Source organism: Tsukamurella sp. II2bb (genome assembly GCF_057815145.1).
Map to the genome: position 1 here is coordinate 100,959 of NZ_JBYPZI010000002.1, position 23,600 is coordinate 124,558.

Below are 23,600 nucleotides of genomic sequence, written 5' to 3' on the forward strand. Positions count from 1 at the left end.
AACAGGGGGTCGGCGGATTCGGTTCAGGTTGCACGGCGCAGGACCACGAAGGAGTGCCCCGGCAGCGTGGTCGTGGACGGCTGCACCTCCGGTGACTGCCAGGCGAGGACCGGTTCACCGGTGAACGGCGCGGTGACCGGATCCGCCGTGAAGTTGACGACCAGAGTCAGATCGCCCCGGTGGACCGCGAACCACGTGGGCTCGCCCGGATGGTCGCAGCGGACGGCCCGGAGGTCGTCGTCCGCGAGCACGGGGTCCCTGCGCAGGGCGATGAGTTCGCGGTAGACGCGCAGGAGCCGCGCGTGCGTGGGCTGCGCCGCCTCGGACCAGTCCAAGTGCGAGGCGGCGAAGGTCGCGGGGTCCTGCGGGTCGGGCACGTCGCCGGGCGGCCAGCCGTGCTCGGCGAACTCCGCCCGCCGGCCCTCGGCGGTCGCGCGGGCGAGCTCCGGCTCGGGATGGCTGGTGAAGAACCGGAACGGGGTCCGGGCGCCCCACTCCTCGCCCATGAACAGCATCGGGGTGAATGCGGAGAACAGCACCAGTGCCGCCTTCACCGCGAGCTGTCCGTCCGAGAGGTACTCGGACGGCCGGTCGCCGCGGGCTCGGTTGCCCACCTGGTCGTGCGTGCAGGTGTACGCCAGGAGCTGCGACGGTGCCACCCGCTCCGGATCGATCGTGGCGCCGTGCATCCGTCCCCGGAACGAGCTGTACGTGCCGGCGTGGAAGAAGCCCCCGGTGAGCACCGTCGCCAGGCATTCGGGGCTACCGAAATCGGCGTAGTAGCCCTGTCTTTCGCCGGAGACGATGGTGTGGACGGCGTGGTGCACGTCGTCGTCCCACTGGGCTGTGAGGCCGTAGCCGCCGAGCGCCGCCGGAGTGACCAGCCGCGGATCGTTGAGGTCGGACTCCGCGACCAGTGCCAGCGGCCGGCCCAGCTCGGCCGACAGCTCCGCGGCCAGCGCGGCGGCGTCCTGCAGGATGTGCCGATCCGAGTGATCGACGAGCGCGTGCACCGCGTCCAGTCGCAGGCCGTCGACGCCGTAGCGGCGGAACCACCAGGCGATGTCGTCGAGGATGAACCGCCGGACCTCGCCGCTGCCGTCGCCGGAGAGGTTGATCGTCCGGCCCCAGGTGTTCGCGCCGTCGGTCTCGTACGGACCGAACCGTCCGAGGTAGTTGCCCGACGGCCCCAGGTGGTTGTGCACCACGTCCAGCAGTACGCCGAGGCCGAGGCCGTGAGCGGCCGCGACGAACCGCTCCAGGCCCGCCGGCCCACCGTAGGGTTCGTGCACGGCGAACCAGCCGACACCGTCGTAGCCCCAGCCGTACTCGCCGTTGAAGGCGTTGACCGGCATCACCTGGACGAAGCCGACGCCCAGCTCCACGAGGTGCGGGAGTCGTTCGATCGCGGCGTCGAACGTGCCGGCGGGGGTGAACGTGCCGATGTGCAGCTCGTACACGACGGCGCCGCGCAGTTCCCGGCCCGCCCACCGCGGCCCGTCGACCTGTTCGATCAGCGCCGACGCGGCGTGCACCCCGTCGGGCTGGCGCGGCGAACGCGGGTCGGGCAGCACCGTCGCGTCGTCATCGAGCAGGTAGCCGTACCGGGCGCCCGGCGCGGCGGGCACCGTGACCCGCCACCAATCGTCGGAGTCGTGATGCATCGCGTGGACGGCGCCATCGAGCCAGAGCCGCACGCGGTGCGGGCACGGCGCCCAGACCTCGAAGAGGTGACCGGTGCCGGAGGGAGAGGTGGACATCGGTGGCAACGATAGCGGTCAATGCAGCTTCTCCCACTCCGCCGTCCTTGCACGATGCCGTTCCACCGTGGCCAGCGCCGATTCCGCGGTCTCGTGCCGGCCACCGGTGATGCAGCCGATGGGCCGATAGTCGTGCTGGTCGAGAGTGCGGAAGCGCCAGACATCGTCGAGCGAGTGGGTGCAGATGTGCGTGGTGAGGGTGACCGTGGCGGGAGCCCCCAGGCATGCGCTGGCATCCTCCGCGAAGACCTCCATGAACGTACGCTCACCGAGACGGACGTAGAGCGTATCGCTCATCGGCACCTCGGCGAGTACCGTGCGATCACCTGCGAGGATGAGCCGATCGTGGATCTCCGCGGTGAGTTCCCACGCCGACGCCATGCCCGCGCAGCGGATCAGCAGGTGCGCGACCTCCTCCGGATCGTCCAGCAGTCCGAGGACGGAGTTGCGGCCCTCGCGCAGCGCGCGTACCTCGATGGCGCCGCCGGGCAGCGTCTGCGCCGTGAGGCGCGAGGTGCCGGCGATCAGCACCAGGCGACCGGTGGGCAGGAGATCGGCCGGGAGGCCGTGGTCGCGCAGCGACTCCGCGACCCGCGCGAGCGACGAGGCGCGGATCCGGTTGCCGCTGACGCCGGCGCGCGCGGTGGCGGACTGGACGAGTGCCGTGGTGACCGGCCGCGGGGTTTCGCTGTTCATGCCCTGAGTGTGCGCGAAGCCACCGACAAGTTTTCTAGTCGCGGACCAGAAGGGCGACAGGATGTTCGAGAAAGACCTCGGAAAGTGGCGGCTGACCTGCGATGACGCGCCCTGTCAGGCGGTCCGTCCAGGGTCCGTCGCCCAGGTACACCCGAGTGTCCCGCCACCCGCCGCACCGGTCGAGAACGAGCGAACGCCGGGTCGCGAGGGCTGCGACATCCGGACGTTCACCGGTCGATCCGCGCACGAAGCCGAGCAGGTGGTCCGCGGCCGGCCCGTCGGCGAGGACCGGTGCGTACGAACCCCCGACGAAGCTCTTCGGGCGCTCGCGCCGCAGCTGCAGCGCGGCCCGTACGAGCCGCTGCTTGGGGTGCGAATCGTCCGCCGCCGCCCAGTCCACGGGGCGCCGGTTGTCGGGGTCGACGAGGGAGTCCTCCCAACGCTCCGTGCCCTGGTAGACGTCGGGGACGCCCGGCCCCGCGAGCTGCAGCAGCTTCTGGGCCAGGGAGTCCGACCGGCCGTGCGGGGCGAGTTCTCCCACGAGATCCGTCATCGCGCCGGTCACCGGGCCGTCGAGGAGCGCGTCGAGGAAGGCGTGCCCCGCCGCCTCGAAGGCACCGTCGGGCGCGGACCAGGAGGTACCGATCCGGCCCTCCCGCATGGCCTTCTCCGCGTAGGCGCGCAACCGTCCCCGGAACTCGTCGGTGATCACGCCGTCCACCGGCCACACCCCGAACGCGGTCTGGAGGAGGAACAGGCCGGTCAGCGGGTCGGGCGGCGAGGGGAGCAGCGGCATCCACAACTCGAGGGCGGCCGCCCAGTCGTCCGGGCACTGGCTCAGCACACCGATCCGCGCGCGCACGTCCTCGCCGCGCTTGGTGTCGTGGGTCGACAGCGTCGTCATCGTCGCGGGCCACTGCGCCGCGCGCCGGGCGAGGGCCGGGTGCGGATCGCTCGGCCCGAAGTCCGACGGTGCGCCGCCCACCTCCTGCAGCGAGAGCAGGCGGGCGGTCCGATAGAACAGGGTGTCCTCGACCGTCTTCGCGGTGAGCGCACCGGTGAACTGGGGGAACCGCGCCGCGGTCTCGGCGCCCCGATCTCGCGCGCCCGCGACCAGGTCGAAGGCGGCGCCGCTGCCGGGTTCGACGTCGTCGCACCAGTGGGAGCGGGTCCGGACGTCCTCGCGCAGACGTGCGGCGGTCTCGGCGAGCACCGGGTAGTCGTCGCGGTAGTAGTGCGTCTCGCGCGCCCACCGCACGATGGCCCGCTCGACCAGCTGTGCCGACGGCCCGGCGAGGGACCGCGGTTTCGACTCGCCGAGCGCGGCCCGGGCGAGCCGCCGGAGTTCGGGTCCGAGGTCGCCGTGCGCGAGCTCGTCGGCGATCTCGTTCCGGGCGACGCTCAGGGGACCCGCGCCACCGTCGTTCCCGGTCCAGCGCTCGTGGATCGCGCTCAGACCCGGCTCCCCGGCGGGATCGAGGAGTGCGTGACCGAGCTCGCGGAGCGCGTCGTAGCCGGTGGTCCCGGCCACCGGCAGGGTGGGCTCGAGGGGTTCGCGTGGCTCGAGGATCTTCTCGATCACGATCCACGCGTCGGGGCCGGTGAGCTCGCGCAGTCGCCGCAGGTAGTCCACCGGGTCGGCGAGGCCGTCGGGATGGTCGACCCGCAGCCCATCGGCGATGCCGTCCGTGAACCACGACCCGATCTCGGCGTGCGTCGCGGCGAAGACCTCCGGATCTTCGACGCGGACCGCGGCGAGATCGTCGACGGTGAAGAATCGTCGATAGGTCCGCACCGGGGCCTTCCACGGCACGAGACGGTAGGGCTGGGCGTAGTGCACGTGCTCGGCATCGCCGCCGGTGTCGCGCCCGATCGGGAAGGTGCGCTCGTGATAGCGCAGAACCGGCGCAGCGCCGCTCCGGTCGACGGTGATCGCCCGCGCATCCTCCGCGGTCGCCAGCACGGGGAGCGCCAGCTTGCCTCCGACCCCGTTGCGGGGATCCCAGTCGATGTCGAAGTAGTGCGCGTACGTGGACTTCCGGCCGTGGGTGAGCACGTCCCACCACCACGGGTTCTGCTCCGGCCGACCGACGCCCAGGTGGTTGGGAACGATGTCGATGACCAGGCCCAGACCGGCGGCGTGGGCCGTCTCGGCGAGTCGCTCGAGCCCGGCGCGGCCGCCCAGCTCCGCGCGCACCGTCGTCGGATCGGTGACGTCGTAGCCGTGTGCGGAGCCGCTGACGGCTTCGAGTACGGGGGAGAGGTACAGATGGGTCACGCCCAGGTCGGCGAGGTACGGAATCCGCTGCGCGGCATCGTCGAATCCGAAGGAGGGGCCGAGTTGCAGGCGGTAGGTGGAGCCGACCGGTCGCGCCGAGGGGCCAGTGCCGCTGATCTCCGCCATCGGGCCACCCTATCGCTCACGATTTCCCGTCGGGGGGAGGTAGACATGCGCTGGAGCACGTCCACATCAGCAGAACCGGAAATCGTGAGGGACTACCGTGATCCCCCATGACGCCCGATGAGATCCTCGCCGCGGACGCTCGGACGCTGTGGCACCCGTACGCCGCACCCGGCGCGTCCGGAGTGCGCGTGGTGACCGGCGCCGAGGGAGTGCGCCTGCGCCTGGGCGACGGCACCGAGGTGGTCGACGGGATGAGCTCGTGGTGGGCCGCGATCCACGGCTACCGTCACCCCGTCCTCGACGCCGCGGCGAAGGCGCAGATCGACACCATGTCGCACGTCATGTTCGGCGGCCTGACCCACGAGAGCGCCGCCCGCCTGGGGGAACTCCTGGTGCGGATCACGCCCGACGGTCTCGACCGGGTCTTCCTCGCCGACAGCGGTTCGGTGTCGATCGAGGTGGCCGTGAAGACCGCGTTGCAGTACTGGCGCGCCCGCGGCACGACCGGACGCAACCGGCTGCTCACCTGGCGCGGCGGCTACCACGGCGACACCTTCACCCCGATGAGCGTTTGCGATCCCGACGGCGGCATGCACTCCCTCTGGACCGACGTGCTCGCGACGCAGGTCTTCGCGCCCGCGCCGCCGGCGGAGTTCGACGAGGCCTATGTCGCCGAGTTGGATCGCCTCGTCGGGGAGCACGCCCACGAGCTGGCGGCAGTCATCATCGAGCCGGTGGTCCAGGGCGCGGGCGGCATGCGGTTCCATCCGCCGGCCTACGTCGCCGCGCTCCGCGAGATCACCCGGCGGCACGGCGTCCTGCTGATCTGCGACGAGATCGCCACCGGCTTCGGGCGCACCGGCTCGCTCTTCGCGTGCGACGCCGCCGGGATCACGCCCGACATCCTGTGCGTCGGGAAGGCGCTGACCGGCGGCTACCTGACGCTCGCCGCCATGCTCTGCACCGACGAGGTCGCGCTCACCATCGCGCATTCGGACCAGGGGGCGCTCATGCACGGTCCCACCTTCATGGGCAACCCGCTCGCCTGCGCCATCGCCGTGGCCAGCACCGAGCTGCTGCTCTCGCAGGACTGGGCGGCGCGCGTGGCGACCATCGAAGCGGGGCTCCGGGACGGGCTCGCCCCTCTGCGCGAGGTGCCCGGCGTCGTCGATGTGCGCGTGCTCGGGGCGATCGGCGTCGTCCAGCTCGACCGGCCCGTCGAGATGGCAGCCGCGACCGACGCGACGATCGCCGCCGGCGTCTGGCTGCGTCCCTTCCGCGACCTCGTCTACACGATGCCGCCGTTCGTCTGCACCCCCGACGACGTCGCCACGATCTGCCGAGGAGCCTCGGCCGCGGTACGCGCGACCCTGCGGCAGCCCTGATTCATCGCTCGGGTGTGATGACCCGGACCTGCGCGTCGGGGCGTCGAGACCGCCCGGCGACGGTCCGAGCCGCGCGCACTACTGGCGTCTCATCCCGGCCGCCGACCGCAGCGCTACAGTGGCAGCATGAACGGTGTTCAAGTCCCGGCCCGCCGGGGTGTTCAGGCTCCGGCTCGCGCGAGTGTCCACGTCGACCCTCTCAGCTGGCTCGACGGCTACGCCGCCGACCGCGTCGAAGCGGGGCTGCGGCGCACGCTGACCGCCCGCCGCCCGGACGAGCCGGGCCTGGACCTCGCCTCGAACGACTACCTGGGCCTCAGTCGCCATCCCCGCGTGCTCGACGCCGCGGCGGATGCGCTCCGCGTCTGGGGCGCCGGAGCGACCGGATCGCGGCTGGTCACCGGCACGACCGAGCTGCACGAGGAGTTCGAGCGCGACCTGGCCGAGTTCGTGGGCGCCGAGTCGGCCCTGTGTTTCTCCTCCGGCTACCTGGCCAACCTCGGCGTCGTCACCGCCCTCGCGGGCCGGGGCGCGCTCGTCGTCTCCGACGGCGGATCGCACGCCTCTCTCGTCGATGCCTGCCGGCTCTCCCGCGCCCGGATCGTCGTCACCCCGCGCGGTGACGTGAACGCCGTTCGAGACGCCCTCGCCGATCGTGCCGAGGAGCGTGCGATCGTCCTCACCGATTCGGTCTACAGCGCCGACGGCGTGCTCGCGCCCGTTGCCGAGCTGCATGCGGCGGCCCGCGCCCATGGCGCGGCCCTCGTGGTCGACGAGGCGCACGGGCTGGGCGTCCGCGGGGACGGCGGTCGGGGACTGGTGCACGAGCTGGGCCTGGCGGGCGAACCGGACCTGGTCGTGACGGCCACCATGTCCAAGGCGCTCGGCTCGCAGGGCGGTGTCGTCCTCGGTCCCGAGCGGGTCCGCGCGCACCTCGTCGACGCTGCGCGTCCGTTCATCTTCGACACCGGCCTGGCACCGGCGGCGGTCGCCGCGGCGGCGGCCGCCCTGGCGGAGCTGCGTGCGGATCCCGCGCTCGCCGGCCGGGTGCTCGATCGCGCCCGCACCCTCGCGCAGGGCATCGGCGCACCCGAGCCGACCTCGGCAGTCGTCTCGCTGGTGCTCGGCGAGCCCGAGCGCGCCGTCGCGGCCCGGGACGCCTGCGCGGCCGCGGGGGTGCACGTCGGCTGCTTCCGGCCACCGTCGGTGCCGGAGGGGACTTCCCGCCTGCGGATCACCGTGCGCGCGGATCTCACCGACGCCGAGATCGCGACCGCCGTCGCCGTGATCCGGCGGGCCGTCGCATGATCGTCTGCGTCACCGGCACCTCCACCGGGGTCGGCAAGACCGTTGCCACGGCCGCGCTCGCCGCAGCGCTCCTGGAGCGCGGGCCAGTCACCGTCGTCAAGCCCGCGCAGACGGGGGTCGCCGACGGTGCCGAGCGCGACGAGGACGGTCAGCTGTCCGATGCCGCCGAGGTCGCGCGCCTCGTGCCGGGAGCGGTCACCGTCGAACACCGCAGGTACGCCGAGCCGCTCGCGCCGCTGACCGCTGCCCGTCGGGCCGGGAAGGCCCCGCTCGGGCGGGACGAGGCCGCCACGGTGTGCCGGTCGCAGGAGGGAACCGTCCTCGTGGAGGGGGCGGGCGGCGTGCTGGTGCGGCTCGGGGTCGACGAGGATGGAACGCCGTTCACGCTGATCGACCTGGCACGTGATCTCGGCGCCCCGGTCGTGGTCGTCGCCGATCCGGCGCTCGGCACGCTCAACCACACCGAACTGACGACCCGTGCGCTGGAGGCGGGGGGAGTCCGGTGCGCCGGCGTCGTGCTCGCCCGCTGGCCCGATGCCCCTGGCCTGGCCGAACAGTGCAACGTCATCGACCTGCCGGAGGTCACGGGCGTGCCGATCGTGGGGAGGATCCCCGACGGTGCGCCCCGGCTCGGCCCGGAGCGGTTCCGGGCCGAGGCCGCGTCGTGGTTCGACGCCGACTGGCTGGCGCGGCACACGGGGATCGCGTGATGGAAGCCTTGAACACCGTTCACGAATTGAACGCTGTACAGTGCTCGATAGCCCGCGACGCGTAGGTGTGTCGCAGACCGCAGCCGACCGAGCACAGCCGACGAGGGAGTTCACATGACCGGGGTTCTGGCCGACATCATCGAGGTCGCGCGCGAGCAGGTGCTCGAGCGCGGCGAGGGACTGACGCAGGAGCAGGTGCTGGCGGTGCTGCAGCTGCCCGACGAGAAGCTCGACGAGGTCCTGCAGCTCGCGCACGAGGTGCGGATGAAGTGGTGCGGGCCCGAGGTCGAGGTCGAGGGCATCATCAGCCTCAAGACCGGCGGTTGCCCCGAGGACTGCCACTTCTGCAGCCAGTCGGGCCTGTTCGAGTCGCCCGTGCGCTCCGCGTGGATCGACATCCCGTCGCTGGTCGAGGCCGCGAAGCAGACCGCGAAGACGGGTGCGACCGAGTTCTGCATCGTCGCGGCCGTGCGCGGGCCGGACAAGCGGCTCATGTCGCAGGTGGCGGCGGGCATCGAGGCGATCCGCAACGAGGTCGACATCCAGATCGCCTGCAGCCTCGGCATGCTCACGCAGGAGCAGGTCGACGAGCTCAAGGCGATGGGCGTGCACCGCTACAACCACAACCTCGAGACCTCGCGCTCGCACTTCCCGAAGGTCGTGACCACCCACTCGTGGGAGGAGCGCTGGGAGACCCTGCGCATGGTCCGCGAGGCCGGCATGGAGGTCTGCTGCGGCGGCATCCTCGGCATGGGGGAGACGCTCGAGCAGCGGGCGGAGTTCGCCGCGAACCTCGCCGAGCTCGAGCCCGACGAGGTGCCGCTCAACTTCCTCAACCCGCGCCCCGGCACGCCCTTCGGCGACCTCGACGTGCTCGAGCCGAACGAGGCGCTGCGGGCAGTGGCCGCGTTCCGGCTCGCGCTGCCGCGGACCATTCTGCGGTTCGCCGGCGGCCGCGAGATCACCCTCGGCGACCTGGGCGCGGAGAAGGGCATCCTCGGCGGCATCAACGCCGTGATCGTGGGCAACTACCTCACCACCCTGGGGCGTCCGGCCGAGACCGATCTCGACCTGCTCGGCGAGCTGAAGATGCCGATCAAGGCCCTCAACGAGACGCTGTGACCACTGTGGCCGACCCGCAGCCGGTGTTCAACGTCTACACCGGCAAACCGCTCGCCGACGGGGCGCCCGTCTTCACCGCCGCCCTCCTCGGGCTCGAGCCGCCGCGGTACTGCACGTACTGCGCGCGCCGGATGATCGTCCAGGTCCACCCGCACGGGTGGACGGCGCGGTGCTCGCGCCACGGCGAGCTCGACTCGTCGAGCGGGGAACGCTGAACCGGCCTCGTAGAGGTCCGCTCGATAGGCTGATCGGCGATGGCTACTCACACGTCGACCCGCTCCACCCCGCAGGTGGTCGTCCCCGCCGTGGTCGGGGCCGTCCTCGGCGCTGCCGCCGCTCTCGTCTGGGGGACGACGGTGCCGGGGGTGAGCGGCGTGGTCCTGGGCAGCGGGCAGCCGGTGCTCCGTTCGGACCAGTTCGACAACTTCTTCGTCGCGACCGCGATGTTCGTCGCGATCTCCGCGGCAGGCGGCGTGCTCACCGCCGTGGGCCTGTTCCGCGGCCGGCGGCGCACGCCGCGGGGCGTGGCGATGACGCTCGGCGCCGCTGTGATCGGCGTGGCGATCGCGGTCGTCCTCGGCCAGGCGGTCGTCGACGCCCGATTCACTGGGCCCGGCGCCCCGGGGCTCGACTTCACCGCCGCCCCGAAGATCCGGCTGAACGGCGCGAACGTCTTCGCGCCGGCGGACCACTCCGGCGGTTTCCTCGGCGACCTCGCCTCCTGGGTGCTCGTCCTCGTCTGGCCGGGCTTCGCCGCCCTGGGCTGCGTCGTCCTCGCCCTCCTTGGCAAGCTGCCCGACGATGCCGAGGCGCCACGGCGTTCCGCACTCGACGACGAGGTGCGCGTTCCAGGCGCTATGCCGTTGTGACCTTCACGGACCCGACGCCGGTCGCGTCAGGCGGGGCACCGCCCCGGTAGGTCATGGTGCGACGGTCTCGATCCCGCAACACGGACGCGCCGAGCTGAGGTCGGGTCAATCGCCGGTGTGGCCGCGGAGCAGGTCGGCGAAGTCGGGGACGGGGCCCAGCTCGGTCGTCTTCCCGGACCGCTTCGGGGCGCCCAGGTCCGAGGGGCCGCCGAAGCCGGCCACGGCACCGTCGGCCTGGACGAGCGCGTCGGCGAGCTCCGCCCCGGACCGAGAGATCCTGGCCGCGAGCTCCGACGAACCGAAGTCCTCGGTGGCGGCGAAGACGCCGGTCGGCATGATCTGCGCGCGGAGGTAGCTGAACAGCGGGCGCAGGGCGTGATCGAGCACCAGGGAGTGCCGCGGCGTCCCGGCCGTGGCGGCCACGACCACGGGCACCCCGGTGAGGGCGTCGGGGTCGAGGGCGTCGAAGAACATCTTGAACAGGCCGCTGTAGCTCGCGGTGAACACCGGAGACACGGCGATCAGCGCATCCGCAGCCGAGATCGCGTCCTTCGCCGCGGTGAGCGCGGGCGTGGCGACGCCGGTGGTCATCACCGTCGCGAGGTCGCGGGCCAGCTCGCGGACCTCGATCACGGTCACCTCCAGCGCCTCACCGCGCGCCGAGACCGCGGCTCGCGTGGCGTCGGCCAGTTGATCTGCGAGCAGTCGGGTCGACGAGGGCTCGGACACGCCGCCCGAAACGACGACCAGGGAACGGGACACCGTCAGGCCTCCTTCGCGGCGACGAGATCCTGCGCGACGCGGTCCTGGGCCGGGAGCACCAGGTGGTGCGGGGAATCCGGCCCGGCCGCGACGAGCGACTCGTGCGTCGGCGGATCCGAGGGCACGTGGGCGGGTCGGCGCAGCTCGAACTCCTTGCGCAGCACCGGCACCACCTGGGTCCCGAGGATCTCGATCTGCTCGAGCACCATCTCCAGCGGGAGCCCCGCGTGGTCCGCGATGAACAGCTGCCGCTGGTAGTCGCCCGCGTAGTCGGCGAAGGCCAGGGTCTTCTCGATGACCTGATCGACGGTGCCCACGGTGAGCGGCGTCATCGCCTCGAACTCCTCCATCGACGGCCCGTGGCCGTAGACGGGCGCGTTATCGAAGTAGGGCCGGAACCGGCGCTTGGCCTCCGCCTCGGTGTCGCCGATGAAGACGTGACCGCCGAGGCCGACGATCGCCTGATCGGCGGAGCCGTGCCCGTAGTGCTCGAAGCGCTGCCGGTACAGATTCACCATCTGCTCGGTGTGCTCCTTGTTCCAGAAGATGTTGTTGTGGAAGAAGCCGTCGCCGTAGAAGGCCGCCTGTTCGGCGATCTCCGGCGAGCGGATCGAGCCGTGCCAGACGAAGGGCGGCGTGCCGTCCAGCGGTGCGGGCGTCGAGGTGTAGCTCTGCAGCGGGGTGCGGAACCGGCCCTCCCAGTCCACGACGGGCTCGCGCCACAGCCGGCGCAGCAGGTGGTAGTTCTCGACGGCCAGCGGGATGCCCTGGCGGATGTCCTTGCCGAACCAGGGGTACACGGGGCCGGTGTTGCCGCGGCCCAGCGTGAGATCCACGCGTCCGTTCGCGAGGTGCTGCAGCATCGCGTAGTCCTCGGCGATCTTCACCGGATCGTTGGTGGTGATGAGCGTCGTTGAGGTGCTGAGCAGAAGCTTGTCGGTCTTTGCGGCGATGTATCCGAGCAGCGTGGTGGGGGAACTCGGTACGAACGGCGGGTTGTGGTGCTCGCCCGCGGCGAAGACCTCGAGGCCCACTTCCTCGGCCTTGAGCGCGACGGCGGTCATGACCTCGATCCGCTCGTGCTCGCTGATCGTCTTCCCGGTGGTGGGGTCGGCGCTCAGATCGCCGACGGTGAAGACTCCGAACTGCATGGCCTGTCCTTCCCGAACGGGTCCCTTCCGGACCCTTCGAGCACTGTAACGGACCGGGGTCCGATTATGTTCCCTCGGTGGGCTCGCGACGTTCGAGCACGTCGGCCGTGGTGATGATGCGGACCTCGCGGTCCGGTTCGGTGAGCACTGTCAGGAAGCCGGGCTCGGCCTTGAGGACGTAGCCGTGGACGGTCCCCGTCGTCGTCACGACGTCCTCGAGCGGCACCCACGGCGTGTCGACCAGGGCGGCGAGCGCGAGCAGGCCGATCGCCGTGATCATCGAGACGCGCCGGAACACCAGATCGATGAGCCGCTTGAGCCGGCCGCGCCGCCAGGACAGGCGCATCGCGACGAGCGCGATGCCCACCACGACGGCACCGATCGGCACCCAGACGTAGCGGTACGTGGCCGAGAGTGCAGCGGCGGCGGCGATCAACAGGGCGAGCATCAGGCCGGTGTCGACGGCGGATCTGCGAATGCCGCGCAGCGGCCACACCAGGGTGAGCAGGGTGAGCGGCAGTAGGAGGACCACGAGCGCTCCCGTGAACGCCGCGTCGGCCATGAGCGTGCCGAAGAACATGGTCAGCGCGCCGTCGATGTCGGTCACCGCCATGATCGCGCTCGCCGTGTTCCAGTTCCAATCCGCCACCGCGAGGAGTCGCAGCAACAGGAAAAGAACCGTCGCGCCGGCGCCGATGCTCAGTCCCCGCGCGACGTCACCGGTCTCGTCGGCGGCGATCTCGGCGGATTGAGCGGATTGCGCGGACTCAGTGGATCGATCCGCGGACGGTGTGGTCATGCTGCTCCCGGGCTCGGTGTCTGGTACGAGGATTCTCGCGCAGTACGACCTCGCCCGCCCGTCCGCCGGCCGGCTGCCGAGCGGGCGCGACGGTGCGGGCGTCGTCGGCAACGAGGGTTAACGAGGGTTCTTGTACGACGCGTTCGCCTGCGCCTGCCGTACCGCTGCCCTACCATCGAGGACGTTCGTTTCCCGACCGAGGCGCTGATCATGTCGACACTGACCGACCTGCAACTGCTCACCGAGCTCGAGCCCGTGGTGGAGGACAACATCAACCGCCACCTCCGCGTGGCGAAGGACTGGCACCCGCACGATTACGTGCCGTTCAGCGATGGCCGCAACTTCGCCGCGCTCGGCGGCGTGGACTGGGAACTCGGGCAGTCGCCGCTGTCCGAGGTCGCCCGCGTCGCGATGATCACCAATCTGCTGACCGAGGACAATCTCCCGTCCTACCACCGCACGATCGCCGACAACTTCTCTCTCGACGGTGCCTGGGGCACCTGGGTCGGCCGCTGGACGGCGGAGGAGAACCGGCACGCCATCGCGATGCGCGACTACCTACTTGTGACGCGGTCCGTCGATCCGGTCAAGCTCGAGCGCGACCGGATGACGCACCTGGAGCTCGGCGTGAACGCCCCCGAGGAGTTCGGTGGCGTTCTCGACCAGGTCGTGTACGTGACGATCCAGGAGCTCGCGACGCGCGTGAGTCACCGTCAGACGGCGCGGGTGTGCGACGAGCCCGTCGCGGACGCGCTGCTCAAGCGGATCGCGACCGACGAGAACCTGCACATGATCTTCTACCGCAATCTCACGGCGGCCGCTCTCGACATCGAGCCCGACGAGGTGCTCAAGTCGATCGCCAAGGTCACGACCAACTTCGCCATGCCGGGCGAGGGCAAGCCGGACTTCCGGCGCAACGGCGTGCTCATGGTCAAGCACGGCATCTACGACCTCCGGCAGCACCTCGATGACGTGCTCAAGCCCATCTTCAAGATCTGGGGGCTCTTCGACCGCACCGACGTCTCCGCGGCGGGCGAGGAGTACCGCGACGAGCTCGGCCGCTACATGGAGAAGCTGGAGGCGGACGTCGTGCGGTTCGAGGAGGCCCGGGCCCGCGCGGTCGAGCGGGAGAAGGCGCGCGCGGCTCGCAAGTCCGCCTGACGTCCGCGAGCCCGACGGTACCGCGCCCCGTCAGCCCGGCGGGCGGAGCGTCGCGAACTCGTCGGTGATCCGCAGGTAGGAGTCGGTGAACCGGTACAGGGCCGGCGGGCGGCCGCGGGTGACCTGGCCGGTTTCGCCCGTCGCGGTGATCACCGAGCGGCGAGAGAGGATGCGCAGCAGGTTCGTCGCGTCCACGGGATAGCCGAGGACGGCGACGTAGACGTCGCGCAGCTGGGAGACGGGAAAGGCGCGCGGAGCCAGCGCGAAGCCGATGTTCGAGTAGGACAGCCGCGCCGCGAGGCGCGCGCGGGCCCGGTGCACCATCGCGGCGTGGTCGAAGGCCATCGTCGGCAGCGCTTCGACGGGGTGCCACGTCGTGTCGTCGGGCAGGCGCGGGTCCGTGCCGGACCGAACGAGGCCGAGGAAGACCGACGCGAGCGTCCGGTCCGCGCCGGCGCCCGCGGGCACGCGGTGCGGGTCGGAGAACTCGGCGAACTGCTCGAGGTGCGCGACCTCCGTGAGGTCGACCTTCTCCGCGAGCAGGCGGCGGGCGCTGGTCGGGAGGTCCTCGCGGGGGTCGAGAAGGCCTCCCGGTAGCGACCATGCGCCCTGGTCGGGGGCCATCGCGCGCTGCCACAGCAGTACCTCGAGCGTGCCCGCCGCGCCGGCCTGCCCGGCCGGCGCTGTGACCCGGAACACGACGGAGAGGACTTCGTGTGCGACACGCTGTGGGGGAGCGGTGCTAGCATCGGCCATATATCGATCATAGGTCGATAAATGTCCCGACCAGAAAGGGAGGCGCCGCGATGACCACAGCCACGTCCGCCGCCACCGGATTCAGCTCGCCCCTCTACGACCGGATCGTCGAGGGCGGTGGCATGTACACCGGCGTCGACGGCGACCGGGAATGGGCCGCCGAGGTCACGCGCCTCGCGAAGCTCCGCGACGCCACGATCCTCGCGCACAACTACGAGCTGCCGGCCATCCAGGACGTCGCCGACTTCGTGGGCGACTCGCTGGCCCTCTCCCGCATCGCCGCGGAGGTCTCGACTTCGACGATCGTCTTCTGCGGCGTCCACTTCATGGCGGAGACCGCGAAGATCCTCAGCCCCGAGAAGACGGTGCTCATCCCCGACCAGCGCGCCGGCTGCTCGCTGGCCGATTCGATCAAGGCCGTCGAGCTGCAGGAGTGGAAGGACGAGCACCCCGGTGCCGTCGTCGTCTCGTACGTCAACACCACCGCCGAGGTGAAGGCGCTCACCGACATCTGCTGCACGTCGTCGAACGCGGTCGAGGTGGTGCAGTCGATCCCCGAGGACACCGAGATCCTGTTCCTGCCGGACCAGTTCCTCGGCGCGCACGTCAAGCGGGTGACCGGGCGGCAGAACATGCACATCTGGGCGGGCGAGTGCCACGTGCACGCCGGCATCAACGGCGACGAGCTGGCCGCGCAGGCCAAGGCCCACCCGGACGCCGACCTGTACGTGCACCCGGAGTGCGGTTGCGCGACCTCTGCGCTGTACCTGGCCGGGGAGGGCGCCGTCCCCGACGATCGCGTCAAGATCCTCTCGACCGGCGGCATGCTCGACGCCGCCCGCGAGACCGGTGCGCGCGAGGTCCTGGTGGCCACCGAGGTCGGCATGCTGCACCAGCTCCGGAGGGCGGCGCCCGGCGTCGACTTCCGCGCCGTCAACGACCGCGCCTTGTGCAAGTACATGAAGATGATCACCCCCGCCGCGCTGCTGCGGTGCCTCGTCGAGGGCAGGGACGAGGTCTTCGTCGACACCGCGATGGCCGATGCGGGCCGCAAGGCCGTCACCCGGATGATCGGGATCGGGCAGCCCGGCGGCGGGGAATGACCGGTCCTGCCGACCTGCTCGTCGTCGGCGCCGGGGTCGCGGGCCTCACCGCGGCGGTCGCGGCGGCCGACGCCGGACTGACGGTGACGGTGCTGTACAAGCCGTCGATCGGGGGCGCACCGTCGACCTCGACGGCGTACGCCCAGGGCGGCATCGCCGTAGTGGACACTGCGGACCGGTCCGATGAGCCCGATTCGGTCGAGCGGCACGTCGCCGACACCGTCGCGGCCGGCGGGCCGCTGGTGGACGTCGTCGCGGCCCGGTCGATCCTGGCGGACGGCCCCGCCGCCGTCGACCGGCTGATCGGCTGGGGCGCGCAGTTCGACCGCCGGCTGGACGGTCGTCTGAAGCGCACGCGCGAGGGCGGCCACACCGTCTCGCGGATCATTCACGCCGGCGGCGACGCGACCGGCGCCGAGGTGCAGCGCGCGCTCACCGAGGCGGCGAAGTCGCGGCCCGGCATCACCGCCCGCCCCGCGCAGGCGTACGCCCTGCTCGCCGACGGTGACCGCATCGTCGGCGTCCGGACGGCCGAGGGCGACGCCTTCGGGCGCACTGTCCTGCTGGCCACCGGCGGCGCCGGACATCTGTTCTCAAGCACGACCAACCCGCTCGGCGCCACCGGCGACGGCATCGCCCTCGCCGCGGCCGCCGGCGCGGACGTGCGCGAACTCGAGTTCGTCCAGTTCCACCCGACCATGCTCTACACGCCGGGCGCGCGCGGCCGGCGCCCGCTGATCTCCGAAGCCGTCCGCGGCGAGGGGGCGCACCTCGTCGACGCGCACGGCGACGCCGTCATGGACGGCGCCCACCCGATGGGCGACCTCGCGCCCCGCGACGTGGTGGCCCGCGCGGTCACCGACGCGATGGAGCGCACGGGCGCGCCGTGCGTCTACCTCGACGCCACGATGATCCCCGACGTCGCGCGGCGCTTCCCGACGGTGACCGCGGCCGTCCGGGCCGCCGGCCTGGACCCGCAGACCGACCTGATCCCCGTGGTGCCCGGCGCGCACTACCTGTGCGGAGGCGTGGTCACAGACCTGTTCGGCGCCACGACGGTGCCGGGCCTGTACGCCGCCGGCGAGGTCGCGCACACCGGCCTGCACGGCGCGAACCGGCTGGCCTCGAACAGCCTGCTCGAGGCCCTGGTGATGGGCCTGCGCGTCGCGGTGGCCGCACAGGATGCGCCGGCGCTGCCGGGCGGCGCCGTGCGCGAGATCGCGCCCCCGCCGGCCCGTGCGGAGCGCGAGGCGCTCCAGGACGCGATGACCCGCTCGTGCGGGGTGCGGCGGACCGTCGAGGGACTGTCCGGCCTGATGGAGTCCCTGGCGGATCCCGGCTTCGTCGTCGACGCACCCGCGGTATCGTCCCGGGACCGGGAGGACGCCGTGCTCACCGCGGTGGCACGACGGATGGCGGGCCAGGCCCTGGCCCGGCAGGAGTCCATGAGTGAGGTAGTGGAGGTACGTTCGTGACCGAGCTGACGCTGGAGCCCGACCGCGCCGAGGTGGTGCGCCTCATCCGCACCGCGCTCGACGAGGACCTCCGGTACGGACCGGACGTGACCAGCGAGGCCACCGTGCCCGACGGTGCCGCCGTCCTCGCCAGAGTGGTCAGCCGGGAGCACGGGGTGCTGGCGGGCGTGCCGGTCGCGGAATGGGTGCTCGACGAGGTCGTCGGCCCCGGCAACTACCGCGTGCCGGCGAAGATCGCCGACGGCACCGTCGTCTCCCCGGGCGATGTGGTGATGGCGATCGAGGCGCCGACCCGGGCGCTGCTCACGGCGGAGCGCACGATGCTCAACGTGCTGACCCATCTGTCCGGCATCGCGACGGCCACCGCGGCGTGGGTCGACGAGGTCGAGGGCACCGAGACCAAGATCCGTGACAGTCGCAAGACGCTGCCCGGCCTGCGGGTCCTGCAGAAGTACGCCGTCCGCGCCGGCGGGGGAGTCAACCACCGGATGGGGCTCGGTGACGCCGCGCTGATCAAGGACAACCACGTGGTCGCCGCGGGCTCGGTGACCGCGGCCGTGGAGGCCGTGCGCCGCAGGTCGCCCGGCGTGCCGCTCGAGGTCGAGGTGGACTCGCTCGAACAGCTCGACGAGGCCTTCGCGCTCGGCGTCGATCTGGTGCTCCTGGACAACATGCCGCTGTGGATGACGCAGTCCGCGGTGCAGCGCCGGAAGAAGCTGGCTCCGCGCACGAAACTGGAGTCGTCCGGGGGCCTGACCCTCGACGTCGCCGCGGACTACGCGCGGACCGGCGTCGACTACCTGGCGGTGGGTGCGCTCACGCACTCGGTGCGGGCCCTCGATCTCGGACTCGATATGTAGCCACGAACTCCGGGACCGACCAGCGGCTCGCGAGCCCGCCGGCGGCGAGCACGATCGCGGCCAGAGCCACCATGACGGGGTACTGCACGACGAGCTGATCCGACAGCCAGTACGAGCAGAGCAGCGCCGTCGCGATGAGGGCGGTCACCCGCGGGAGGAGACCGAGCAGGGCCGCGACTCCGAGGGCCGTCTCGGTCAGCGGGACCATCAGCCCGAACAGCCCGGGCAGCACGCCCATCACGTGGGCCGTGAACCACCCGAAGGCCGCCGGGACGCGTGGGTTCTGGGCGGCACTGTCGACCACCAGCAGGATGTCGGACCGGCCGAATCCCGCGTGGTACTTGACGTACCCCTCGTGCAACCACAGCGCGCCGAGCACGAGCCGCGCGGCGACGGCCACGACCGTCGCCGCCGGTGTGAGCCTCCCGCGCACCGCCTGCGAGATCATCGGGCCAGCACGGCGGCGCCGAAGACGGCCTGCGCCTTGTCGCAGTGCACCACCAGGTACCGGTACGACGATGCCGTCGTCCCCGACGGCACGGTGAAGCTCTGCACGGCCTTGTCGTAGGCGATCGCGCCGAGCCGGACGCCGCCCTTGACATCGGCCTCGGACGTGCCGTTCGTCAGGTAGAGGTGCAGGTCGGGGCCCTCGTCGGAGGAGTACCCGGCGAGCTCGATCGTGGCGCCGTCGATCGTCGCGGTGCCCATCACCTTCTTGCCGTTCCTGCCCTCGAAGGTGGCGGTCGACATCGGAGCGGACGTCGCGGGCATGGCCATCGACATCGACATGGTGGCCGACGGTGTGGCCGGCGCGGCGGACATGTCCTTCTGGCCTCCGCAGGCGGTGAGGGCCAGGCCCAGGGCGACGGTGACCGCGGCGGTGCTGAGGTGGGATACGCGCATGATCGAATCTCCTTCTGCGAGAGTGCCGGCGGCCTGTGCGCCGGCTCCTGGCCGAGTCAACCGCGGTCCGGTGCACGGCGATAGGAGAGTGTCAGCGCGGTAAGGCACATTGCAGTTCCGTAAGGGTTTCGGCACACGGCCGGACCGCCGCCTACGCTCGTCGGCATGAAGGACGGTGCCCGGGTCATGGTCGTCGAGGACGATCCCGCGGTGCGCACCGTGGTCGTCGACCACCTGCGCCTCGCCGGGTGCCGCGTGGCCGCGCACCGCGACGGCATGCAGGCGTGGGAGGCGTTCCAGGCCGATCCCCCCGACCTGCTCGTCCTCGACCGGATGCTCCCGGGGCTCGGCGGCGACGAGGTGTGCCGGCGGGTCCGGGAACTGTCCCAGGTGCCGATCATCATGCTCACCGCGCTCGACGGCGTCGAGAACCGCATCGACGGACTCGAGAACGGCGCCGACGACTACCTCGCGAAACCCTTCTCCCTGCGCGAGCTGCAGCTGCGGGTCAACGCGCAGCTGCGGCGCAGCGCACCGTCGGTGCGCGACCTGATCATCGAGGCCGGCCGGTTCCGGATCGACGCCGAGCACCGTCGGGCCTGGGTCCGGGACCGGGAGATCTCCTTGACCACCAGGGAGTACGAACTGCTGGTCTACCTGGTGCGCAACCCCGGACGGGTGATCAGCCGCGACGAGATCCTGCGCGAGGTCTGGCGCTGGGGCTTCGGGGACCCGTCGACCGTCACGGTGCACGTGCGCCGGCTGCGCGAGAAGATCGAGGACGATCCGCGGAGCCCGGCGTACCTGCGCACGGAGTGGGGCGCGGGCTACCGGTTCGACGGCGGTGCCTGATGCTGCCCCTTCCGGCGCTCGCCCAGATCGTCCTCACCGCCCTGCTCGTGACGGCGATCGTGACAGCGGGCGTGGTGGTCGTGCTGCGCCTGACGCCGAGAGCGCCGCTCGCCCTGCGCGCCGCCGTCGCCCTGGGGGGAGCGCTGCTGTCGGTGGTGGCGTCGACGGTGGCCATCGCCCTGCTGATGTACCTGTCCGGGCACGACCTGACGGTGCTGCTCTGGGTGATCGGCGCCTCCGCCGTGTGCAGTGTGGTCGCCACGCCGATCGTCGTGGCGCGGGCGGTGGGATCGTCGCTGAAGGACCTGCGCTCGGCGACCCGCAGTGTCGGCGACGGAGCCGTGGTGCAAGCGCGCCGGACCGGCGTCGTCGAGCTCGACGCCGTGTCGGCGGAACTCGCCGAGACGTCCCGTCGCCTCGAGGAGGCCCGGGCGCGGGTCGCCGAGCTGGATGCGGCGCGGCGGCAGTTCTTCGCGTGGATCTCGCACGACCTGCGGACGCCGCTCGCCGGCGTGCGGGCCATGGCCGAGGCCCTCGACGAGGGGACCGCACCGGACCCCGCGGAGTACGCGCGTGTGCTGCGCGGTAAGGCCGAGACGCTGAACGCGATGGTCTCGGACCTGTTCGAGCTGTCGAAGCTCCAGACCGGGACCTTCCAGGTGCATCCCGAGCCGGTCGTGCTGCTGGACCTCGTCAGCGACGCCGTCGCGGACTGCCGCGCCGAGGCGGCGCGGCGGGGGATCACGATCACCCAGGACGGCGTCGAGGGCCACCTCGTCCTCGCCGACCCGCGCGAGCTCACCCGGGTCGTCGGAAATCTGCTGGCCAACAGCCTGCGGCACGCCCCGCAGGGCAGCGTCGTGCCGATCCGGGCGGACTCGCTGGACGACGGCCGACTGGTGCTCAGCGTCCTCGACCAGGGACCGGGCGTCGCCGTCGAGGACCTCGGCAGGATGTTCGACGTCGGCTGGCGGGCCGATGCCGCCAGGTCCGACGGTGCCGGCGCCCCGTCGGGAGCGGGACTCGGGCTCGCGATCGTCCGCGGCATCGTCGAGGCGCACGGTGGCTCCGTCGCCGCGCGTCGCACCGCGGAGGGCTTCCGGCTCGACGTGACGCTGCCCGCAGCGGAGGGCTGACTGCACCCCGCTACTTAGAAGGGCGCACAATGGGAAACATGATCGTCAACGCATATGGGGCCACCTCCGCCACCGAGCCGCTGCAGCCGATGACCGTCGAACGCCGCGACCCCGGGCCGCACGACGTGCAGATCGCGGTGCGCTACGCGGGTATCTGCCACAGCGACATCCACACCGTGCGCAGCGAGTGGGGGCCCGCCCGCTACCCGGTGGTGCCGGGCCACGAGATCGCGGGCGAGGTGACGGCCGTCGGCTCCGAGGTGACGAAGTTCAAGGTCGGCGACCGGGTCGGCGTCGGCTGTTTCGTCGACTCCTGCCGCGAGTGCGCCGCCTGCCTGCGCGGCGAGGAGCAGTACTGCGAGCGCGGCATGGTCGGGACCTACAACGCGAAGGGCCGCGACGGGCAGCCCACGCAGGGCGGCTACTCGACGGGGATCGTCGTCGACGAGAACTACGTGCTGCGCGTGCCCGAGAGCATCGACTACGCGGCCGCCGCGCCGCTGCTCTGCGCGGGTATCACGCTGTTCAGCCCGCTGCGGCACTGGAACGTGGGCCCCGGGAGCAAGGTCGCCATCATCGGCCTGGGCGGCCTCGGCCACATGGGCGTCAAGCTCGCCGCCGCGATGGGCGCCGAGGTGACCGTCCTGAGCCAGTCCCTCAAGAAGATGGAGGACGGCCTGCGCCTCGGCGCCTCGCACTACTACGCCACGTCCGACCCGGACACCTTCAAGGTCTTGCGCAACCACTTCGACGTCATCATCAACACCGTCTCGGCGAACCTGGACATGCACCCGTACTTCGGCATGCTCGCCGTCGACGGCACGTTGGTCGAGGTCGGCCTGCCGGAGCACCCGGTGCCCGTCAACGTCTTCGACCTGACCCGTAACCGCCGCAGCTTCGCCGGCTCGATGATCGGCGGCATCGCGCAGACCCAGGAGATGCTCGACTTCTGCGCCGAGCACGGCATCGGCGCGGAGATCGAGCTGATCTCCGCGGACCAGATCAACGAGGCCTACGAGCGCGTGATCGCCTCGGACGTGCGGTACCGCTTCGTGATCGACACCGCCACGCTCTGACTCCTAGGAGACGACCGACTTCCACGGTGCGGTGAGCGCGCCGGCGATGCTCTGCCCCGCGTCCTGCGCCAGCAGCAGGGCCGCGAAGGCGGCGTCGCCGGCGAGGGCCTCGAGGTGCTGCGCGTCGTGCCCGCCCAACTCGAGCGGGGCGACGGCCTCCTCGATGGCCTTCTTCACGTCGATCGCATCCCGCGCGTTGTAGAGCGCGGAGACGAGTTCGACGGCCATCTGCCGGGATTCGGAGTCCGCTACCTCGGTGTTCCCGGCCGTCGCGAGTTGGTCCCGCGTCAGGGTGGGAATCGTGTCGAGGATCGCCGTGACTCCCGCGAGTTCGGTGACGTGCTGTCCCATGGTTCCTCCTAGGTGCTTTCCGGCGAGGCCACGTGCTCGTGGAGCGCGGCGACCGCCGCCGATTCGATGGCGGCGTCGTTCGCCGCGCTGATGTCGATGCGGGCCGTCCCCGCGACGCGCTCCGCGAGCTCGGCGTGATGGGCGGTGATCCGCTCGGCGAACGCCGCCGCGACATCGGATTTCCCCGCGCCGTGGCCGCAGATCACGAACGGCAGGCCGGGGGCGTCCTCCGCGATCGCGGTCGCGACGTCGTCGAGGAAGTGCGAGAGGTCGTGCTCGTCGTCGCGTCCGGTCTTCTTCTCGACGGTGCGCAGCCGCCGGGCGCGGGGATCGTCGTCGCGCACGGTGTGCTCGGTGTCGTCCACCTTCGCCGAGTCCAGGTCGAAGACCAGGATGCGTGCCTGTTCGGCGTCGATCACCACCGCGGCGATCTCACCGTGCCCCTTGAGATCCGGGGAGGCCTTGAGCAGGTGCCGGGCGCGTTCGATGTCCTCGATGCCGACCTGCCCGTTCTGCGGGCGCCGGAAGACCTCACGGTGCCCGTGGAAGTCGACGGCGAGCCGGTCACCGGACTCGTTCTCCACGCGGTCGGCCACACCCTCCCAGAACCGCTCGAACTTGATCCATTCGAGCTGCCGGGGAGCGGGCGATCCGACGATGGTCGCGTAGATCTTCCGGTACTTGTTGTTCATTCGGGGTGGTTCTCCTTCTGGTCGTCGGTCGTGGCCAGCCGCGTCTGCGCGGTGTCGTACGCCTCGTCGAGCGCGATGAGGATCCTGGTGGTGCTGGTGAGCAGGGCGCCGACGCGCTCGTCGGTGATGCGGTCCATCTCGGCGGACACGGACCGCGCCAGCTCCTGGAGCTGGGCGCGGACCTCCGCCAGCACGCGCGAGGGGCTGAGCGGATCCATCGGGTCCTTCCTGTTCGCCGATCGTGGTCGTGGTGGGAGTCGGGTGCGTGG

26 protein-coding genes are annotated in these 23,600 nt (G+C 71.6%); 14 read left to right on the forward strand and 12 right to left on the reverse strand.

Annotated elements, in window-relative coordinates:
* Positions 1-23: 23 nt before the first annotated feature.
* Genes treZ through treY form a run of 3 tightly spaced genes read right to left on the reverse strand, consistent with a single transcriptional unit; the run spans position 24 to position 4,860 of the window.
* Positions 24-1,760 (reverse strand): malto-oligosyltrehalose trehalohydrolase, encoded by a 1,737-nt coding sequence (gene treZ / locus AC21LY_RS06460; RefSeq protein ID WP_489045526.1) that lies wholly within the window; start codon positions 1,758-1,760, stop codon positions 24-26.
* 18 nt (positions 1,761-1,778) lie between these two features.
* Positions 1,779-2,456 carry a hypothetical protein gene (locus AC21LY_RS06465; protein ID WP_489045527.1) on the reverse strand — a complete coding sequence of 226 codons (678 nt, stop codon included), beginning with the start codon at positions 2,454-2,456 and terminating at the stop codon, positions 1,779-1,781.
* Positions 2,457-2,490: 34 nt separating this feature from the next.
* Entirely contained in the window at positions 2,491-4,860 is a 2,370-nt protein-coding gene (treY, locus tag AC21LY_RS06470) for a malto-oligosyltrehalose synthase (protein ID WP_489045528.1), read from the reverse strand.
* Positions 4,861-4,967: 107 nt separating this feature from the next.
* Here treY and AC21LY_RS06475 point away from each other — a divergent pair, with 107 nt between their 5' ends.
* The 6 genes from AC21LY_RS06475 to AC21LY_RS06500 all read left to right on the forward strand — a co-directional run bounded on the left by AC21LY_RS06475 (position 4,968) and on the right by AC21LY_RS06500 (position 10,254).
* Positions 4,968-6,245: an adenosylmethionine--8-amino-7-oxononanoate transaminase gene (locus AC21LY_RS06475; protein ID WP_489045529.1), complete on the forward strand. Its 1,278-nt coding sequence runs from the start codon at positions 4,968-4,970 to the stop codon at positions 6,243-6,245.
* A 126-nt stretch (positions 6,246-6,371) separates the two neighbouring features.
* Entirely contained in the window at positions 6,372-7,553 is a 1,182-nt protein-coding gene (locus AC21LY_RS06480; protein ID WP_489045530.1) for an 8-amino-7-oxononanoate synthase, read from the forward strand.
* Positions 7,550-8,263: a dethiobiotin synthase gene (gene bioD / locus AC21LY_RS06485; RefSeq protein ID WP_489045531.1), complete on the forward strand. Its 714-nt coding sequence runs from the start codon at positions 7,550-7,552 to the stop codon at positions 8,261-8,263. The genes AC21LY_RS06480 and bioD overlap by 4 nt, the downstream gene beginning before the upstream one ends.
* 114 nt (positions 8,264-8,377) lie before the next feature.
* On the forward strand, positions 8,378-9,385 hold the full coding sequence (gene bioB / locus AC21LY_RS06490; RefSeq protein ID WP_489045532.1) for a biotin synthase BioB: 1,008 nt from the start codon (positions 8,378-8,380) through the stop codon (positions 9,383-9,385).
* 23 nt (positions 9,386-9,408) lie between these two features.
* Positions 9,409-9,600 carry a biotin synthase auxiliary protein BsaP gene (gene bsaP / locus AC21LY_RS06495; RefSeq protein ID WP_489045975.1) on the forward strand — a complete coding sequence of 64 codons (192 nt, stop codon included), beginning with the start codon at positions 9,409-9,411 and terminating at the stop codon, positions 9,598-9,600.
* 39 nt (positions 9,601-9,639) lie between these two features.
* On the forward strand, positions 9,640-10,254 hold the full coding sequence (locus tag AC21LY_RS06500; RefSeq protein WP_489045533.1) for a hypothetical protein: 615 nt from the start codon (positions 9,640-9,642) through the stop codon (positions 10,252-10,254).
* Between the two features lie 105 nt (positions 10,255-10,359).
* Here the strand turns inward: AC21LY_RS06500 and AC21LY_RS06505 are convergent, their stop codons facing one another.
* The 3 genes from AC21LY_RS06505 to AC21LY_RS06515 all read right to left on the reverse strand — a co-directional run bounded on the left by AC21LY_RS06505 (position 10,360) and on the right by AC21LY_RS06515 (position 12,966).
* Positions 10,360-11,016: an FMN reductase gene (locus AC21LY_RS06505; RefSeq protein ID WP_489045534.1), complete on the reverse strand. Its 657-nt coding sequence runs from the start codon at positions 11,014-11,016 to the stop codon at positions 10,360-10,362.
* A gap of 2 nt (positions 11,017-11,018) precedes the next feature.
* On the reverse strand, positions 11,019-12,167 hold the full coding sequence (locus tag AC21LY_RS06510; protein ID WP_489045535.1) for an LLM class flavin-dependent oxidoreductase: 1,149 nt from the start codon (positions 12,165-12,167) through the stop codon (positions 11,019-11,021).
* A 64-nt stretch (positions 12,168-12,231) separates the two neighbouring features.
* Positions 12,232-12,966 (reverse strand): hypothetical protein, encoded by a 735-nt coding sequence (locus AC21LY_RS06515; RefSeq protein ID WP_489045536.1) that lies wholly within the window; start codon positions 12,964-12,966, stop codon positions 12,232-12,234.
* On the opposite strand from AC21LY_RS06515, the gene AC21LY_RS06520 reads away from it, so the two are divergent.
* Positions 12,965-13,087 carry a hypothetical protein gene (locus AC21LY_RS06520; RefSeq protein ID WP_489045993.1) on the forward strand — a complete coding sequence of 41 codons (123 nt, stop codon included), beginning with the start codon at positions 12,965-12,967 and terminating at the stop codon, positions 13,085-13,087. The two genes, AC21LY_RS06515 and AC21LY_RS06520, sit on opposite strands and share 2 nt — an antisense overlap.
* Before the next feature lie 86 nt (positions 13,088-13,173).
* Entirely contained in the window at positions 13,174-14,127 is a 954-nt protein-coding gene (locus AC21LY_RS06525) for an acyl-ACP desaturase (protein ID WP_489045976.1), read from the forward strand.
* 30 nt (positions 14,128-14,157) lie between these two features.
* Here AC21LY_RS06525 and AC21LY_RS06530 read toward each other — a convergent pair whose 3' ends face one another.
* On the reverse strand, positions 14,158-14,883 hold the full coding sequence (locus tag AC21LY_RS06530) for an NUDIX hydrolase (protein WP_489045537.1): 726 nt from the start codon (positions 14,881-14,883) through the stop codon (positions 14,158-14,160).
* A 50-nt stretch (positions 14,884-14,933) separates the two neighbouring features.
* Between AC21LY_RS06530 and nadA the strand changes: the two genes are divergently transcribed.
* The 3 genes from nadA to nadC are packed head-to-tail and all read left to right on the forward strand — an operon-like array spanning position 14,934 to position 18,321.
* The gene (gene nadA / locus AC21LY_RS06535; RefSeq protein ID WP_489045538.1) at positions 14,934-15,986 is read left to right on the forward strand and encodes a quinolinate synthase NadA; all 1,053 of its coding nucleotides are present in this window, start codon (positions 14,934-14,936) and stop codon (positions 15,984-15,986) included.
* Positions 15,983-17,461, forward strand: a complete 1,479-nt coding sequence (gene nadB, locus AC21LY_RS06540) for an L-aspartate oxidase (protein ID WP_489045539.1) — start codon at positions 15,983-15,985, stop codon at positions 17,459-17,461. Before nadA ends, nadB begins: the two co-directional genes overlap by 4 nt.
* Complete coding sequence (gene nadC, locus AC21LY_RS06545) at positions 17,458-18,321, forward strand: carboxylating nicotinate-nucleotide diphosphorylase (protein ID WP_489045540.1); 864 nt, start codon at positions 17,458-17,460, stop codon at positions 18,319-18,321. Before nadB ends, nadC begins: the two co-directional genes overlap by 4 nt.
* On the opposite strand, the gene AC21LY_RS06550 is transcribed toward nadC, so the two are convergent.
* Together AC21LY_RS06550 and AC21LY_RS06555 are read right to left on the reverse strand one after the other, a co-directional pair.
* A complete protein-coding gene (locus AC21LY_RS06550; protein ID WP_489045541.1) occupies positions 18,278-18,769 on the reverse strand; it encodes a hypothetical protein in 492 nt (163 codons plus the stop codon). The two genes, nadC and AC21LY_RS06550, sit on opposite strands and share 44 nt — an antisense overlap.
* A complete protein-coding gene (locus AC21LY_RS06555; protein ID WP_489045542.1) occupies positions 18,766-19,224 on the reverse strand; it encodes a DM13 domain-containing protein in 459 nt (152 codons plus the stop codon). Before AC21LY_RS06555 ends, AC21LY_RS06550 begins: the two co-directional genes overlap by 4 nt.
* Before the next feature lie 165 nt (positions 19,225-19,389).
* On the opposite strand from AC21LY_RS06555, the gene AC21LY_RS06560 reads away from it, so the two are divergent.
* Genes AC21LY_RS06560 through AC21LY_RS06570 form a run of 3 tightly spaced genes read left to right on the forward strand, consistent with a single transcriptional unit; the run spans position 19,390 to position 22,288 of the window.
* A complete protein-coding gene (locus AC21LY_RS06560; RefSeq protein ID WP_489045543.1) occupies positions 19,390-20,076 on the forward strand; it encodes a response regulator transcription factor in 687 nt (228 codons plus the stop codon).
* Positions 20,076-21,212 (forward strand): sensor histidine kinase, encoded by a 1,137-nt coding sequence (locus tag AC21LY_RS06565; RefSeq protein WP_489045544.1) that lies wholly within the window; start codon positions 20,076-20,078, stop codon positions 21,210-21,212. The genes AC21LY_RS06560 and AC21LY_RS06565 overlap by 1 nt, the downstream gene beginning before the upstream one ends.
* 29 nt (positions 21,213-21,241) lie before the next feature.
* Positions 21,242-22,288, forward strand: coding sequence for an NAD(P)-dependent alcohol dehydrogenase (locus AC21LY_RS06570; protein WP_489045545.1), 1,047 nt, complete (start codon positions 21,242-21,244; stop codon positions 22,286-22,288).
* Positions 22,289-22,291: 3 nt separating this feature from the next.
* Here the strand turns inward: AC21LY_RS06570 and AC21LY_RS06575 are convergent, their stop codons facing one another.
* The 3 genes from AC21LY_RS06575 to AC21LY_RS06585 are packed head-to-tail and all read right to left on the reverse strand — an operon-like array spanning position 22,292 to position 23,549.
* Positions 22,292-22,639, reverse strand: coding sequence for a hypothetical protein (locus tag AC21LY_RS06575; protein ID WP_489045546.1), 348 nt, complete (start codon positions 22,637-22,639; stop codon positions 22,292-22,294).
* 8 nt (positions 22,640-22,647) lie between these two features.
* Positions 22,648-23,331: a hypothetical protein gene (locus AC21LY_RS06580; protein ID WP_489045547.1), complete on the reverse strand. Its 684-nt coding sequence runs from the start codon at positions 23,329-23,331 to the stop codon at positions 22,648-22,650.
* Complete coding sequence (locus tag AC21LY_RS06585) at positions 23,328-23,549, reverse strand: hypothetical protein (protein ID WP_489045548.1); 222 nt, start codon at positions 23,547-23,549, stop codon at positions 23,328-23,330. Before AC21LY_RS06585 ends, AC21LY_RS06580 begins: the two co-directional genes overlap by 4 nt.
* Positions 23,550-23,600: the final 51 nt, after the last annotated feature.

Bases quoted from the DNA above. Each gene is read 5' to 3' on its own strand.
- treZ (WP_489045526.1), bottom strand. From the start codon at position 1,760: ATGTCCACCTCTCCCTCCGGCACCGGTCACCTCTTCGAGGTCTGGGCG.
- AC21LY_RS06465 (WP_489045527.1), bottom strand. From the start codon at position 2,456: ATGAACAGCGAAACCCCGCGGCCGGTCACCACGGCACTCGTCCAGTCC.
- treY (WP_489045528.1), bottom strand. From the start codon at position 4,860: ATGGCGGAGATCAGCGGCACTGGCCCCTCGGCGCGACCGGTCGGCTCC.
- AC21LY_RS06475 (WP_489045529.1), top strand. From the start codon at position 4,968: ATGACGCCCGATGAGATCCTCGCCGCGGACGCTCGGACGCTGTGGCAC.
- AC21LY_RS06480 (WP_489045530.1), top strand. From the start codon at position 6,372: ATGAACGGTGTTCAAGTCCCGGCCCGCCGGGGTGTTCAGGCTCCGGCT.
- bioD (WP_489045531.1), top strand. From the start codon at position 7,550: ATGATCGTCTGCGTCACCGGCACCTCCACCGGGGTCGGCAAGACCGTT.
- bioB (WP_489045532.1), top strand. From the start codon at position 8,378: ATGACCGGGGTTCTGGCCGACATCATCGAGGTCGCGCGCGAGCAGGTG.
- AC21LY_RS06500 (WP_489045533.1), top strand. From the start codon at position 9,640: ATGGCTACTCACACGTCGACCCGCTCCACCCCGCAGGTGGTCGTCCCC.
- AC21LY_RS06510 (WP_489045535.1), bottom strand. From the start codon at position 12,167: ATGCAGTTCGGAGTCTTCACCGTCGGCGATCTGAGCGCCGACCCCACC.
- AC21LY_RS06520 (WP_489045993.1), top strand. From the start codon at position 12,965: ATGCTGCTCCCGGGCTCGGTGTCTGGTACGAGGATTCTCGCGCAGTAC.
- AC21LY_RS06515 (WP_489045536.1), bottom strand. From the start codon at position 12,966: ATGACCACACCGTCCGCGGATCGATCCACTGAGTCCGCGCAATCCGCT.
- AC21LY_RS06530 (WP_489045537.1), bottom strand. From the start codon at position 14,883: ATGGCCGATGCTAGCACCGCTCCCCCACAGCGTGTCGCACACGAAGTC.
- nadA (WP_489045538.1), top strand. From the start codon at position 14,934: ATGACCACAGCCACGTCCGCCGCCACCGGATTCAGCTCGCCCCTCTAC.
- nadB (WP_489045539.1), top strand. From the start codon at position 15,983: ATGACCGGTCCTGCCGACCTGCTCGTCGTCGGCGCCGGGGTCGCGGGC.
- AC21LY_RS06550 (WP_489045541.1), bottom strand. From the start codon at position 18,769: ATGATCTCGCAGGCGGTGCGCGGGAGGCTCACACCGGCGGCGACGGTC.
- AC21LY_RS06555 (WP_489045542.1), bottom strand. From the start codon at position 19,224: ATGCGCGTATCCCACCTCAGCACCGCCGCGGTCACCGTCGCCCTGGGC.
- AC21LY_RS06560 (WP_489045543.1), top strand. From the start codon at position 19,390: ATGAAGGACGGTGCCCGGGTCATGGTCGTCGAGGACGATCCCGCGGTG.
- AC21LY_RS06565 (WP_489045544.1), top strand. From the start codon at position 20,076: ATGCTGCCCCTTCCGGCGCTCGCCCAGATCGTCCTCACCGCCCTGCTC.
- AC21LY_RS06570 (WP_489045545.1), top strand. From the start codon at position 21,242: ATGGGAAACATGATCGTCAACGCATATGGGGCCACCTCCGCCACCGAG.
- AC21LY_RS06575 (WP_489045546.1), bottom strand. From the start codon at position 22,639: ATGGGACAGCACGTCACCGAACTCGCGGGAGTCACGGCGATCCTCGAC.
- AC21LY_RS06580 (WP_489045547.1), bottom strand. From the start codon at position 23,331: ATGAACAACAAGTACCGGAAGATCTACGCGACCATCGTCGGATCGCCC.
- AC21LY_RS06585 (WP_489045548.1), bottom strand. From the start codon at position 23,549: ATGGATCCGCTCAGCCCCTCGCGCGTGCTGGCGGAGGTCCGCGCCCAG.